Origin of the sequence: Microcystis sp. LE19-8.1F (assembly GCF_027531715.1) — a bacterium.
GTDB lineage: Bacteria > Cyanobacteriota > Cyanobacteriia > Cyanobacteriales > Microcystaceae > Microcystis > Microcystis wesenbergii_A.
Window position 1 is genome coordinate 17,714 of record NZ_JAPZSO010000170.1, and the last position, 15,270, is coordinate 32,983.

Consider the following 15,270-nt stretch of genomic DNA (forward strand, 5'->3'; position numbering starts at 1 on the left):
AGATTGCGATCGCTATGTTTTTCTTTTCGCCAACTCAGCCATACATGATCAGCTACCACTCTGGGCAAAATGATCGAGTAATTCCCGGTGCAGAAAACGGTAACGCCCACCAATACGCAATAATAAACGCCTCTCGACACAGTAGTTAAGGAAGCGGGCAAAATTCCAAGGAATTATACCACTTTTCCAAAGGATAAAACGCAAGCAAAGATGCTGTACACAGGCTACACCACTGCACTTAATCCTTACTAACGGTGAAGTGCAGCGGCGGCAGATAAACTCGAACTCAGCACCAGCAACTTTCGTCCGTCCGCTGCCATGTAGTGTTAGCTGGTGGTTCAAGGGAATACCTCAAAGTAATCCACTGACCTTCACGTAATTATCAAATCATAGAATTTGCCTGAAATTGGGGTTGAATCGGTAGAATAGCCTGTGAAAATAACTTTATAGGTATCATCCGCAGTAAAACCAAGATTTCTTAGATTCCGTTTACCCATTGACTTAAAGTACGAACCATTTCGACTAAAGAGTAAATCGACTTCATCATCCTGTTTTATTATCTTGAAATAAACTACATCTTCAGGATAACCTTCGTAAGTTTGTTCAGAACCAAAATCAGCAATAAGTAAATGTCCACCATTATTTATTACACGAGTGATGGAAGCTATTTTGTTGCTCTTGGTTGCATAGATGCCCAAGCCTACTCTTCTTAAATTACTCGGCAATTTTTCCTCAAGAATAAGTGTCGATAATTTTACCTCAACCTCAAACTTTTTCTGATTCGGAACATCATATTCTTTTAATCTTGCCAAAGAAGAAGCATTAATTGGCGCTGTTACTGGTGTGCAATTAATACGTGTTGGTAGCTCTGTCTCTGGAACTTCTGGTAGAGGAATAGACGTGAATAAGTCATCTGATAGTGTTGTAGGAATTTTACACTGCTTGGAGTCATCAACACATTCATCTGCCGAATCAGCGATGAGTTGCATTGCATCCAAAACATTTTCGCGATGATTATCCAATTCCTTTCGCTTCTGTCCCCTGGCACCCTGACTAAGCTCTCTATACTCATCAAACAATTCTATGTTGTCTCTGACAAATTCTAATTTTGCTTTGTAGTCTCGCAGCTTCATGTACGATCTCCCCAGTCTCTCAAGTACACTTCTCTGCTTGGAAGGAATCAGGGTAATAGAAGGAACATTTTTAATTGATTTGTAATCATTTATGATGGCTCTGACAGGTACAGGTGCGTCTTTAACAAGCTTTGGAAATTCCAAAGCCTGCTTAATCATTTCTTCCATAGTTACCTCTAAAACATCACCGCTCCCACCACCTTGAAAAACATAAACATTTGTAGTTCGATTTTCGGTCGCCTCTTGCATCCTACTTTGTGCCTCTCCTGATCCTTTAATCTTGACCCCAACTCCTGAATATTTACCACTCAACTTCGCACTAATCTCCCGTTTTTCTTCAGCATTTGTCGTCTGAACCTCTATCAGAGCATAGTAAGTACCACCAGTTATATACCCTTCAACATACTGCGTACCATAGACCTGAGAAAATTCATCCCATCCACCATCTTTCAGTCTCTTGATTGCTGAGTCGTCTAGGGTAACATTGCGTATAAGCTTTGATGGATTCTCTACATAAACTTTTACTAAGGAATAGGTGTAGTAGGTATTTACTTGTCTCTGTTGAAGAAACTTTGCTTCAGCAGATCCCCCTCCTCTTATCGTGGTCAAAGCAGCAGAGGCACTGACATTAAGCGAACTTGCCAACTCCGAGGTATTAGTGACAGTTTGCATTGTCAATGTAGAAACTTGTCCCTGAGGATTAAGCAAGGAAACAAGTGGCTCAAAGTTGATTCCAACACTAAAAGTCCGAAGAGTGTCTGGATTTACACCACGTCCTTCATACAGTTCACTAAACATTGGAATTTCAGGCATTTCTTCCTCCAAATATAATGAGAATTTATTGAGCCACCCCAGCCAGTCACAAACACCCTGTAGGAAGTTCAGAATGAGCGAACGTCTCTAAAAGACAAGTGCAAGGACTTAATTCAGAGCCAGTTAACTCAAAGCGATCGCCAGAACTTTTCCCTATATCACGCCCAAAAGCGTGTTAGCCAGATTAGGGTACTGCTAGTGGAGCGGTAGGAGCCACATTAGGGAACGCACCCCACGGCGATGGCAATCACACTAACTATATACTAGACGGATTTTTTCCATACAACACCCCAAATACGGATTTTCTGGCTCTTCGTTACTTTTTATGGTTCGATAGGGTGGCATAAATCGACTAAATCCTTATCTGGCAAGAGATTTAATTGATTAGTTCGCTCTAGATCAAAAACAATTGACAAAAATCGCCAAACGTTTTTCTCTATAAGGGTTCCGTCCCTTATAACCCCCGTACATTGCATAACACAAACCGAAGAACCCATTTCGTCGCCGTGCCTAAGATTTTATTGTCTAGTACAGGCCCGCTATTATAGCACGATCGATTTAACTTGACTAGGAATGGATAAAGGCAAATAATCAATTAATCGATCGAGATCAAGACTCAATGTCTGATAACTTGTTATTGGTGGGGTAGGGAATCACCTAAGTCACCCTGTTGAATTATTGATTGTCATTAAAAATGTTTAAGCGATCGCTTTTCTTGCCCCTGTTAATTTTATCCCTTAGTTGTACGCTGCTTTTTAGTGCTTGTCGTCAACAAACAGCTAATAATCCTCCGGCAACGGAAAATAATAATTCAGAAACTTTAAAACTTTTATATTGGCAAGCGCCGACGATTTTAAATCCTCATCTCTCCACGGGATTTAAAGACTCAGAAGCGAGTCGCATTACCTTAGAACCTTTGGCTAGTTTTAATGAAAAAGGGGAATTAGTTCCTTTTTTAGCGGCGGAAATTCCTACTATTGAAAATGGGGGAGTTGCCCAGGATGGTAAATCGGTGACATGGAAGCTAAAAAAAGATATTAAATGGTCAGATGGTACTCCTTTTACTGCCAAAGATGTCATCGCTACCTATAATTTTATTACCAATCCGAAAACTGGTTCTACTAGCGCTGGCAATTATGAAATAGTTAAAAGTGTGGAAGCGATCAATCCCCATACGGTTAAAATAACTTTTAAACAAGTTAATCCCGCTTGGTCATTAGTTTTTGTGGGAACAGAAGGGATGATTTTACCCGCTCATCTCTATGAAAAGTATAGCAATGAAACGGCACGCCAGGCCCCCGCTAATTTATTACCAGTGGGAACTGGACCCTATAAAGTGGTAGAATTTAAACCGGGAGATACGGCGGTTTATGAACCAAATTCTTTCTTTAGAGAAGCAGATAAATTAGGTTTTCAAAGAATAGAATTAAAAGGAGGAGGTGATGCAACTTCTGCGGCACGAGCGGTTTTACAGACAGAGGAGGCGGATTATGCCTATAATTTGCAAGTAGAGGCCAAGGTTTTAAGTGATTTAGAAAAAGCGGGTCGGGGTCAGTTAATATCTAATTTCGGTTCTTTGATTGAACGAGTGTTATTTAATTTGAGTGATCCTAATCAAGCTACGGCTGAAGGTGAGAGGTCTAGTATTAAGTTTCCCCATCCTTTTTTGAGTGATGTGAAAGTAAGAGAAGCTTTATCTTTAGCCGTTGACAGAGATACTATTGCCACGCAACTTTATGGTATTACTGGGAAAACAACTCCTAATTTTATTGTGATGCCATCGGAATATAATTCCCCCAATACTAGCTATGAATTTAATCTAGAAAAGGCTAAGAAATTACTAGATGATGCGGGATGGAAAGATAGTAATGGTGATGGCACTAGGGATAAAAATGGGGTAGAAATGAAATTAGTTTTTCAAACTACCGTCAATCCTCTCCGTCAGAAAACCCAAGAAATTATCAAACAAAGTTTACAAGCGATCGGGGTAGGAGTAGAATTAAAAACTGTTGATGCCAGTATTTTCTTTTCTAGCGATCCTGCTAACGATGACACGGTAGAAAAGTTTTATGCTGACCTACAAATGTACACTACAGGTAATAATAGTCCTGATCCAAAAGCCTATTTTAAAACCTTTACTTGTAGCGAAATTCCTCAAAAAGCTGATGGTTGGGCCGGGGATAATTATGCTCGTTATTGTAATCCTGAATACGATAAATTATGGCAAGCTTTTAGTCAAGAATTAAACCCAGAAAAACGGCGAGAAATAGCGATTAAAATGAATGATATGTTAATTAATGATTTTGTGATTATTCCCCTAGTTCATCGTGCCGATGTGGTGGCAATTAGTAATAGTTTGTCGGGGTTTGAATTAACTCCCTGGGATAGAAATACTTGGAACATCAAAGACTGGAAGCGTAGTAAATAAATGCTCAAATATTTTCTGAGAAGATTATTATTTTCGATTCCCACTCTTTTAGCCATTAGTATGGTGGTTTTTGGCATTTTGGCCCTAGCGCCGGGGGATCCGATGGGGGAATTTGCCGCTAATCCAGCTATTACGGAAGCGGTGCGAGAAAATATTCGCAAAAGTCTCGGATTAGATCAACCCCTTCCCGTGCGTTATATCAAGTGGTTGTTAGCATTTCTTCAAGGAGATATGGGCTATTCTTTCACCAGTCGCAGCCCAGTTTTTACCCTCATTTGGCAGCGTTTACCCACAACTCTCTGGATTGTCGGTAGTGCCTATATGTTCGGGGTTTTAATTGCTTTTCCTTTGGGCGTAATTTCAGCAGTCAAGCGCTATTCTTGGTTAGACAAAATCATCTCTACTTTTTCCCTGCTGGGCTTTTCTTTACCCACCTTTGTGACGGGATTATTATTAATAATTATCTTTAGTGTGCAGTTAAACTGGCTACCATCTTTTTATAACAGTACCCTAGAAATCCGCGATTTTAATAGTTTGATCGAGCAGGTGAAACAGTCAATTATGCCTGTAACCGTATTAAGCTTATATCAAGGAGCAATGTTGATGCGTTTCGTGCGTTCTTCCGTAACCGAAGAAATTCACCAAGAGTACGTTAAAACTGCCTTAGCCAAGGGACTAACTAATTTTTCTGTCCTAACTAAGCATATAGTGCGTAATGCTTTAATCCCCGTTGTCACCCTGATTGCTCTCGATATTCCCTCAATTTTTACCGGTGCTTTAGTTACAGAACAAGTGTTTCGTGTACCGGGTATCGGTGCTTTATTAATTGATTCTATTTCCCGCAGTGATACCCCCGTAGTGATGGCGATTACCTTTATCTATGGGATTTTAATTGTTATCTTTAACTTAATTGCCGATTTAACCTATAGTTGGCTCGATCCGCGAGTCAGATATTAACTATGAACATCACCAAATCCTTACACACGGCGATTTTAGTCACGGAGCTAGAAAAAGCCGTTAACTTTTACGAAAATGTTCTAGGATTGACTAGAATTGATCGCCCTTTTCAATACGATGGGGTTTGGTATCAAGTGGGAGATTATCAAATTCATTTAATTGTCGATACCAATTACCAAAACTACCGTCCCAATCCCGAAAAATGGGGACGCAATCCTCATATTGCCTTCGCTATTGATGACGTGGCAGCCATGGGTAACTATCTAGAAAGTCAAGGTTATACAATTCAAATGAGTGCCTCGGGTAGAAAGGCATTATTTGTCAGTGATCCCGATGGTAATATTCTAGAAATGAGCCAAATTTAGCCTTAATTAGCTAGACACAATTAATTACACATATCTAACTACCCCTTGCCTCTTGCCTTTTGCCTTTTGCCTATCCTAACCAAGAAGTTAATTTTGTTCTATTGCTTAAAAATTCTCGAATATGTTAGACCAATTACAGACTCAACTCTATCACCTTGAACAATACGCCGATCGCTTAGTGACTTCCCAACTAACTCACCTTAGTTTTGTCAGTATTGCCGTGATTTTTCTAGCCGGTTTACTCACCAGTCTTACCCCCTGTATGCTGTCGATGTTGCCGATTACCGTCGCTTATATCGGGGGTTACGAAAATCAAGGTCGTTTAGCGGCTTTTTGGCAGTCCACATGGTTTTCCCTAGGATTAGCCACCACCTTAGCGGGATTGGGACTAATTGCCGCTACTTTAGGCAAAGTCTATGGACAGGTGGGGATCGGTTTACCAATTATCGTCAGTGCGATCGCTATTTTGATGGGGTTAAACCTCTTGGAATTATTACCCCTGCGCTTCCCCTCCCTTGGTGCTACCGATTGGATTACCGGGGATTTTCCTCCGATTTTGCGGTCCTATCTTCTTGGTTTAACATTTGGTTTAATCGCCTCTCCTTGCAGTACACCTGTTCTAGCAACTTTATTGGCATGGGTGGCAAATACGGGGGATTTAAGCTTAGGAGGGGGATTATTGTTATCCTACACTGCTGGCTATGTTTTACCCCTAATTATCGTCGGTTCTTTTACTGCCTCGCTGAAAAGCTTTCTTTCCCTGCGTCAATGGTCCGGTTGGATTAATCCTGTCAGTGGGGTTTTATTAATCGGTTTTGGAGTTTTTTCTTTATTATCCCGTCTGCTGTGATGGTGGAGAGTTATGATAGATAATTGGCTAAAATGACAAAACTTTTAACTATGACTATATCGGAAACTTCCTCAAATTTAAAGAATAGACCGCCTCAATGGGGACGTAAATTTATCCAGACTATTGCCGATCTGCGATTGGCAATTATCCTCTTACTTTTAATCGCTATTTTTAGCATTTCTGGGACGGTAATCGAACAGGGCCAATCTCTATCTTTTTACCAAGTTAATTATCCTGAAAAACCCGCTTTATTTGGCTTTCTGACTTGGAAAGTTTTATTACTATTGGGATTAAATCATGTTTATAGCACTTGGTGGTATCTATCATTGTTAATTCTCTTTGGTTCCAGTTTAACCGCTTGTACCTTCCGACGACAATTACCCGCTTTAAAGGCGGCAAGAAACTGGCAATTTTATCAACAATCTCGCCAATTTCAAAAACTAGCTTTAAGTGCTGAATTAGAAACCGGTTCCCTAGAATCACTAACCCCCTTATTAGAAAAAAAAGGCTACAAAGTTTTTCTAGAAAATAACAGTCTTTATGCTCGTAAAGGTCTGATTGGTAAAATCGGTCCGATTATCGTTCATGCAGCCATGTTAATTATTTTAGCGGGAGCGATCTGGGGAGCGTTAACCGGCTTTTTCGCTCAAGAAATGGTAGCTAGTGGCGATAGTTTTCAGGTTAAAAATATTATTGAAGCTGGACCCTTATCTAAAAATTCTCTCCCTAAAGATTGGGGGATTAAAGTTAATCGTTTTTGGATTGATTATAGTCCTAAAGGTGATATAGAACAATTTTATTCTGATTTGTCGGTGATCGATAATCAAGGACAGGAGATCGATCGCAAAACTATTCAAGTTAATCAACCTTTGCACCATAAAGGGGTGACTTTTTATCAAACCAGTTGGGGGATTGCTGGGGTAAAAGTACAGGTGAATAATAGTCCAATCCTACAGCTACCGATGGCTAGTTTAGACACGAAAGGTAATGGACAAATCTGGGGAACTTGGATTCCGACTAAAACCGATCTTAGTGAGGGAGTTTCTCTTTTAGCCAGAGATTTACAAGGTACGTTAGTTGTCTATGATGCTAAGGGAGATTTAACCTCTGCTGTACGAGAAGGAATGACGATTCCTATCAATGGAGTTAATCTAAAAATAGTCGAATTAGTGGGCAGTACAGGTTTACAAATTAAGGCAGATCCGGGAGTACCTATTGTCTATTTAGGTTTTGCTTTATTGATGATGGGAGTAGTAATGAGTTACTTTTCCCATTCCCAAATTTGGGCTTTACAATCGGGTGATCGCTTTTATATTGGTGGTAAAACTAATCGCGCTCAAGTCAGTTTTGAACGGGAAGTGATCGATACCATTGAAAGGCTAAAGTTAAAGTAGAATTGACGTTAATCTGGTGTCGTTTCCCGATCAGTAGGTAGGTGTTAAAAATTTTCTGATCCCCCCACCTATCGGCACCCCCCTTATCAAGGGGGGCAGGGGGGATCAGAGGCAAAATCTATCTTATATTTAATTAGAATCACTTACTTAAAAAGTTCTGTTTATCTATCTTTTGCCTTTTGCCTACCCTAACCAAGAACTTAATTTTGTTCAATCACTTATATGCCAGAATTGCCAGAAGTAGAAACGGTGCGTCGCGGGTTAAATCAAGTTACCCAGGGCAAAAAAATTATCGGTGGGGAAGTATTATTACAGCGTACCCTAGCCTATCCTAATTGCGAGGCAACTTTTCTGCAAGGAATTGCTCAGACCACGATTAGCAATTGGCAGCGCCGGGGCAAATATCTCCTCGCCAATTTAGATAATGGTAGCAGTATCGGGGTTCATCTGCGTATGACCGGACAATTGCTCTGGGTAAAAGATACCACTCCCCTGCCGATTCATACGCGCTTACGCTTCTTTTTTGCTAATCAGCAAGAATTGCGCTTTATCGATACCCGCACTTTCGGGAAAATTTGGTGGATTGCCGCCGATAAAACCCCAGAAACTGTGATTACTGGTCTCAAAAAACTGGGACTAGAACCCTTCGATCGCAATTTTACCCCCGATTACCTCTATAGTCACTGTCAAAAAAGTCGTCGTCCGATTAAAACTTTTCTCCTCGATCAAAATGTGGTGGCAGGAATTGGCAATATCTACGCGGATGAAGTTCTTTTTAAAAGTGGTATCCATCCCCAAACTGCCGCTAATCTCTTAAAAATTGAGCAAATAGACTTATTGACAAAAAACATTATTTCTGTATTGGAAACCGCGATCGCTGAAGGCGGCACCAGTTTTAGCGATTTTCTCCACGTTACGGGAGTTAACGGCAATTATGGGGCGATGGCCTGGGTTTATGGTCGTACTGGCGAAAATTGTCGCCTTTGCGGTGCAACTATTGCCAGAATTAAATTAAGTGGACGCTCCTCTCATTTTTGTCCCCAATGTCAAGTCTCAACAGTAATCAGTAAACAGTAATCAGTAAACAGTAATCAGTAAACATCTCCAAAAATTATAACTCAATCACAGCTTGCTTTTATGCTATGTACTGATTAAGTAGGGTTTGCTGAATATCAGTATAATCCTTGCTAGAAAAGGTTTTTGGGACTTTTTTAACCAAAAAAGTGCAAGAAACAAACGTTGAGAAATCGATCCGAGGGACTCAAAACCCTTGCACTTTTATTGGCTATCGCCAGATAAAATTCAGAAACTAAGCGACGAAATTACCATTTTGCCAACTGTGTGGCTCCTAGATTCCCTCTGGGGACTTATTCTGCAAACCCTAAGTAGTTCGATAGCTAAAAACTCACATCCGATAACTGATAACTGATAACTGATAACTGATAACTGTTGTAAGCTGATAGCTAGATTGTCAGGTCACGGAAATCGATGCAAAGTTCACTGAAAAGGATTATCATCGGTGCGAGTTTTTTTCTCGCTACGGTAGTCGGAGCAACTATCGGTTATATGGCCTACGGTTGGAGTTTTCTCGATGCCGTTTATATGGTGATTATCACCATATTTGGGGTAGGTTTCGGGGAAGTTAAACCGATTAACACTCCCAGTCTGAGAGCTTTTACCATGTTAGTTATCATCTGTGGGACCACCTCGGCCGTTTATGTGGTGGGAGGGTTTTTTCAGATGCTGACCGAGGGAGAAATTAACAGAGCTTTTAGCGATCGCCGGATGAATAAAGAGATGGAATCCCTAGAAAATCACGTCATAATCTGTGGTTTTGGGCGCATAGGACGCATCCTAACGACTAAATTGGCAAAAACAGCCCAATCCTTTATTATCGTCGATAATAACCCCGATCGCATTGGATTAGCTCAGGAAAAAGGTTACATAACTCTTAATGGTAACGCCACCGATGAAAGTATTCTCCAGAAGGCCGGTATCGACAAAGCGCGAGTTTTAGCGACGGTGTTGCCCGATGATGCCTTAAATGTCTTCATCACTTTAACCGCAAGGGAACTCAGTCCGCAACTATACATCATCGCTAGGGGAGAATATCCCAGCACCGAGAAAAAATTAAAACTAGCCGGAGCCGATCAAGTGGTTTTACCTGCTACCATTGGAGCGGAGAGAATGGCCCATTTAATCACCCATCCGGCTGCGATTGATTTTTTACAGGAAGATGAAGGTAGGCGCAATCTTAACGAATTATTAGCCGATATCGATATGCAATTTGAAGAATACTCGATTTTAAGGGATTCGCCCTTTTTGGGACAACCTAAGTACCTAAGCAAAATTAATTACACACATCTAACCACCTCTTGCCTCTTGCCTCTTGCCTTTTGCCTTTCTTCACTAGGAAATTAATTTTGCACGACTACTTATCAGTCAGATGGAAGTGCGGGGACAGGGTGCTTTTATTATCGTCGCTGTCCGTCAATTTGATGGTCGTGTCATCACCCATCCCGACAATTCCACCATTCTACAGCAAGGCGATACGGTCATTTTATTAGGTCATCGGGGCGATGTTCCCAATTTTGCCCGTCGTTATGCCTTGCGTCGAGAAATGCGCTATCGAGGGTCTTCTTGGTAGGATATTTACCCAGAAAAAAGTTTAGCTTTTCTGGAATTAATTTCGCTGCCGATGGAGATAGGAATGGCTCACCAATTATCTCCAGAAACAGCTATGAAATTAACCTATCGCGGCATTGCTTACGAGAAAAATCCCACTGCCACCGTTGCTTCCAGTCCGATGATTTTAAGCTATCGTGGTGTTCTCTATTTAAAAACCCCTGGTGTCGCTCAAAGCATTCAGAAACCGGTAGCCGTTACCTATCGCGGTCAAGAACATCATATCACTCAATCTTTAGCTTCTTTGCCCATGGAAGAACCCCCTTTAAGTTTTTAACTTCTAGTTCATTTTTTAATTAATCTCCTTTAAATATTGTCAATTAATAATCACAGCAATTACCTTATACTAAATCCGTTGAGTATAGGCTACATATCAGGACAGGCACTCATGCAAGAGGCAACCCCCCCGACGTCGGGGGGGCAAGGGGGGGTAGGGGAGAATAAATAATCAGTTTTTAATAACAGGATTTAGTATTAAACGGGTTTTATCTTCCCTCTTACTCCCTTGCTCAAAGGGAGATTTTTCACTCGTTTTTGCCAACAAGGAATATATATTCATAGTTAAGCAAATTAATTACAGGCAGTTCCGCAGTTCTGTTGTTCCCCCTTTCCAGATTCTGAATTTAATTTTGTCGAACTGCTGATAGTTATCAGTTTTTTGTAGAATAGGGAGATTGAGAAAACGAACATCTGCCATTATGACAAGATTTCCTTTGACTGGTCGCTATTCTGGTTTATGCGTCTTGCTCACTTTATTCTGGTTAAGCGGTCAATCTTTGCCGGTGCGAGCGGAAAAAATCTATAATCCCGTCCCCCTCATCCTCAATAAAGAAATTAACGATACTCTCACCGACAAAGATATTCCCACGGGGGAGGGGGGGTTTGCTAGGGATTATACCGTAGATTTGGACAAGGACGATCAGGTGGCCATCGATCTCAAATCGGAAAATTTTGATGGAGTTTTAATTCTCCTGGCCGACGATGGTTCCACTGTAGCGGAAAATGATGATGGTCCCGATGGTGGCACTAATGCCCTCCTCTTTGCGCGCATTACCGAGTCGGGTAAATATATTATTCGGGTGAGAGCTTTCGGAGAAACCGGTGGGGGAAATTTTACCCTGAAATTAACCCGTTTACGGGCCGTGGAGGGCAAAAATTAGGTAATTATTGTCAAAAAAACCAAGAATAGAGCCTCTGTCCACTCCACCACCGCACCGTAGGTATCGCCGGTATGACCCCGAAGACGACGATATAACCAGTAACCAGTAAGCAGAGCGAGGGCGATTCCGGCACTAATGGCGATTATTCCCCACCTTAGACCGCCAAATAGGGCGATTAACCCCAAAATTACTCCCCCACAGTCCCAAGGCAGACAAAAAGCCACTTTATGAAAGGCTCCCTTACCGGTGGGTTTGAGGTAGGGATAAAGAGCGATCGCCATTACTTGCCCCCAACGTCCCCAAATTGGTGCTAAAATTAGGGCTAAGGCTCGATTATCGCTTAAATCTGTCAAAGCGGCGATTTTTAGCAGCAAAACCATGATCACGGCCATGACTCCAAAGGCCCCGGTAACACTATCGGCCATGACCGCTAAACGACGCTGGGGGTCAGTGACAGCTAAACCATCGGCCGTGTCACTAACTCCATCAAGGTGTAGTCCTCCCGTTAGATAAACCCAAACTGCCACAAGGACAACCGCACGAGTTAAGGGGGGCATTCCCAGACCAGCTAGAGTTATATCGAGCAAAACTAGAATTAAACCCAAAAATAAGCCCACTAAGGGAATCCATCGGGCAATTCTGCCAAAATCAGGCCAGGCAATCGGAACCGGAATAATTGTGTAAAAAGCGATCGCACCTAAAAATGAGCGAATTTCTTGACAAATGAACTTAAATATGGTAATCAATCTCCCCAAAATTAGATTCCGGTATGGCAGCTTTTCTCATAAAGATGAAGTATAACTTAATTTTGTATCAGCCACCCTGTGGGATTTTCAAAACATCTGAGAACGCCTATAATGATTTAATTCGGCATAACACGGTTACTTGTAATTTTATAGGAAAAGTTTCTTGCGATCGCTTTATAGGAGAGTAATATACGGAAAGATTTTTTAAAAAATGTGTATTTAGCGTGATATGTGGAAAGTTTCCCTATAATCCATAGTTAGGCCAAACAGTGAAGTCCGTCAAGGTTGCCTGTTTCAATTAGAGATTAGGTGATCGCAAAATGGTTCGCTTCCTTGTTCAGTCCACAGGGGTTATTCGCGATCATGGAAATTAAGAATAGTTAAGTGATCGGGCATAACACACCATTGGAGCGGACAATATTAATGGGTTTTTGTTGGGGGGGAAATACGATCATTTACCGCTCAATTAAACCTTTGGGTAAACACGAGGTATTCGTTTTTTAGGTAAGTTTCAGCAATTTTAAAGATCACAGAAGGAGTTAAATATGTCAGCAGAGAATATTCCTATTCAAATACAAGATAGAGATAATGTACTTGTGGCTGATGACGGCATAGAATGGCGTTATGGAAAACGCCCTGATTATTCAGGAACGAATAAAACATTAAGGGCGCAAAGCGAAAAACACCATCCAACTGGCTCATTAGAAGCTATTGCACAAAATTTAGTAAGAACATTTGAAATGGAAGCCACTTATAAGCTAAATCCAAATCAATGGACATCGGTGGATATACATCGATTTAGAATGCGTACTAACCACGGTCCGGAATATACGGTACAAGACATTATAGAACGCGGAACTTATAATTTATTTTTAGGCGAAACACCGGTTTATAGTTCAAAAGCAGAAGATTTTGAATCAGGTGCAGCAAGTTTTATGAATGCTTTTAAAACTGGCTTTGTTTGGGAAGTTATTGAAGCTTATAGCGGTCCGCCAAGAGTTATTTTTAAATGGAGGCATTGGGGAACACATCAAGGAGAATTTAAAGGTCACGCGCCTACCAACAAACTAATTGAGGTATATGGCATTACAATTGCTGATGTAAATGCAGATTTAAAACTGACTTATGTCGAACATTTTTTTGATAATAGCCAATTTTTAGAAAAATTGGTTTCTGGCGGAAAGTGTCCAATGCACGGTTAGGAGAGGATAACTAAGTGCGGTGGCGAAGGCACTGCGTAGCAGATGATCTTGTAGGGTGTGTTCCCTAATGTGGCTCCTACTGCTCCAGCGATCGATTTTTGGGGAACGCACCATGCAGATTAAGTAGCTGGTTATAATTAAATTTAAAATGGATTTTAGGTTCGATCCCCCCTGCCCCCCTTGATAAGGGGGGTGCCGATCCCCCCTGCCCCCCTGATAAGGTAGGGTTGATTCATGAATCAACCCTACCCTTGATAAAGGTGGTGTCTGACAATTTTTAACGCCTACCTACTTAATTGCAGCTGTGGGTTTAAGTGCGATGGCGAAGGCACTGGGTAGCAGAGCGCATCGCCCCATAGTTTGAGTTGAGCGCAACAATACTGGGGCGAAAATAGCTCAATTCGCTTGAAAAAGCGCAACCCAATAACTTCGACGATTACTCTTTACCAATTCTACAATCTAAGAGTAAGGAGACCAGGGACCGATGACGGTTTCTCCTCGCTTCTCTTTTTCTGCTAATTCTAGGTTTAAGGTTAATAGTTTCTCTAAGATGTCGTCGTCAGCTTGGAAGTGATAGGCTTCCATCACTAGCTTGTCTAATTTCTGATGGAGTTGATACAGTTGGCTACTGGGTTCGTTAAAGAATTGGTTATATAGTTTGGTGATTCCCCATTGTTTTTTCTCCATCTGTTGGCTGCGGTATTCGTGTAATTCCCCGGCGGTTTTACGGATTTTTTTGACAAGTTCCTGTGAAGGTGTCTGGGGAAAAGGGAAGGTTTCAAAACAGGTGTTATGAGTGTAAGCAATATCAGCTTTTAGTGTAGATTTTTGGGTGTGCATCCAAGTTCTGTGAATATTAGATAAGAGAATACCTAAGATATAATAATCATCGGAAGCAACTACTTTAGTTTTATTACCTGGTAGCCAATCACAGGGACAAGGGACAAAAACTGCCCATTTGGAAACTTCTGGGACAGCAAAATAAAACGATTTTTTAACAATATATTCTCTCATTATTGAAGCATTCGATCCCATCTTCCACCAATTCTCTCTTCTGACTTTCATCCGATTTATCTCTCTTTCTGGCTTAACATTTACTTTAATATGCTCAAAAGGTAGTTTATATTCACTAGCATCCTCCAAACTCATATCATTAAAATCAATAATCCAGCGTTCTGGCTTACCGTGAGGATTTTTAGCTAGATTTGCTCCCATTGAAAACAACTTAAGGACATCTGTATTTTTAGGTTCTTGTTTAATCCATTCATCAACTTGTTTTTCACTAACTAGAAAACCTTTACCAACAGGAATCACTCCTTGAAAACATTGACTAAGATTAGCTTTTAATCGTGGAGATTGAGAAACATCTAAAGTCGGTTTTAAAGAAGAATTAATCTGAGAAACTTGATGATTATCTAAATAATAACTTACTGGTTCAACTTTACTCCAATTGACAATACTAACATGAACATTAGCCTCACCAGACCAAGGCTGAGTAGAAATCGCCTCATGAATGTGTCCACCATTGTGAGTAATA

General features: G+C 41.0%; 12 protein-coding genes and 1 pseudogene. 10 read left to right on the forward strand and 3 right to left on the reverse strand.

Going from position 1 to position 15,270, the window contains the following annotated elements; genetic code table 11:
• Positions 1-371: 371 nt before the first annotated feature.
• Positions 372-1,946 carry an MACPF domain-containing protein gene (locus O9334_RS16450; RefSeq protein WP_288001248.1) on the reverse strand — a complete coding sequence of 525 codons (1,575 nt, stop codon included), beginning with the start codon at positions 1,944-1,946 and terminating at the stop codon, positions 372-374.
• A 694-nt stretch (positions 1,947-2,640) separates the two neighbouring features.
• Here O9334_RS16450 and O9334_RS16455 point away from each other — a divergent pair.
• The 9 genes and pseudogenes from O9334_RS16455 to O9334_RS16500 all read left to right on the forward strand — a co-directional run bounded on the left by O9334_RS16455 (position 2,641) and on the right by O9334_RS16500 (position 11,785).
• Positions 2,641-4,374, forward strand: coding sequence for a peptide ABC transporter substrate-binding protein (locus O9334_RS16455; protein WP_288001250.1), 1,734 nt, complete (start codon positions 2,641-2,643; stop codon positions 4,372-4,374).
• Positions 4,375-5,331, forward strand: a complete 957-nt coding sequence (locus O9334_RS16460) for an ABC transporter permease (RefSeq protein WP_288001252.1) — start codon at positions 4,375-4,377, stop codon at positions 5,329-5,331.
• Between the two features lie 2 nt (positions 5,332-5,333).
• A complete protein-coding gene (locus O9334_RS16465; protein ID WP_288001254.1) occupies positions 5,334-5,696 on the forward strand; it encodes a VOC family protein in 363 nt (120 codons plus the stop codon).
• Positions 5,697-5,817: 121 nt separating this feature from the next.
• Positions 5,818-6,546, forward strand: coding sequence for a cytochrome c biogenesis protein CcdA (locus tag O9334_RS16470; protein WP_002736734.1), 729 nt, complete (start codon positions 5,818-5,820; stop codon positions 6,544-6,546).
• A gap of 50 nt (positions 6,547-6,596) precedes the next feature.
• Positions 6,597-7,940 (forward strand): cytochrome c biogenesis protein, encoded by a 1,344-nt coding sequence (locus O9334_RS16475; protein WP_288001257.1) that lies wholly within the window; start codon positions 6,597-6,599, stop codon positions 7,938-7,940.
• Positions 7,941-8,162: 222 nt separating this feature from the next.
• The gene (locus O9334_RS16480) at positions 8,163-9,017 is read left to right on the forward strand and encodes a DNA-formamidopyrimidine glycosylase (RefSeq protein ID WP_045359483.1); all 855 of its coding nucleotides are present in this window, start codon (positions 8,163-8,165) and stop codon (positions 9,015-9,017) included.
• Between the two features lie 411 nt (positions 9,018-9,428).
• Positions 9,429-10,587 (forward strand): annotated as a pseudogene (locus tag O9334_RS16485) (potassium channel family protein).
• A gap of 93 nt (positions 10,588-10,680) precedes the next feature.
• Entirely contained in the window at positions 10,681-10,902 is a 222-nt protein-coding gene (locus tag O9334_RS16495; protein WP_045359553.1) for a DUF4278 domain-containing protein, read from the forward strand.
• 421 nt (positions 10,903-11,323) lie between these two features.
• Positions 11,324-11,785 carry a PPC domain-containing protein gene (locus O9334_RS16500; RefSeq protein ID WP_045359480.1) on the forward strand — a complete coding sequence of 154 codons (462 nt, stop codon included), beginning with the start codon at positions 11,324-11,326 and terminating at the stop codon, positions 11,783-11,785.
• Here O9334_RS16500 and cobS read toward each other — a convergent pair.
• Entirely contained in the window at positions 11,782-12,540 is a 759-nt protein-coding gene (cobS, locus tag O9334_RS16505; protein WP_045359478.1) for an adenosylcobinamide-GDP ribazoletransferase, read from the reverse strand. The two genes, O9334_RS16500 and cobS, sit on opposite strands and share 4 nt — an antisense overlap.
• A 536-nt stretch (positions 12,541-13,076) precedes the next feature.
• Between cobS and O9334_RS16510 the strand changes: the two genes are divergently transcribed.
• Positions 13,077-13,733, forward strand: a complete 657-nt coding sequence (locus O9334_RS16510) for a nuclear transport factor 2 family protein (RefSeq protein ID WP_288001262.1) — start codon at positions 13,077-13,079, stop codon at positions 13,731-13,733.
• A 459-nt stretch (positions 13,734-14,192) separates the two neighbouring features.
• On the opposite strand, the gene O9334_RS16515 is transcribed toward O9334_RS16510, so the two are convergent.
• Positions 14,193-15,270 (reverse strand): type IIL restriction-modification enzyme MmeI (locus O9334_RS16515; RefSeq protein ID WP_353738128.1); only part of this gene is annotated, 1,078 nt, incomplete at its 5' end.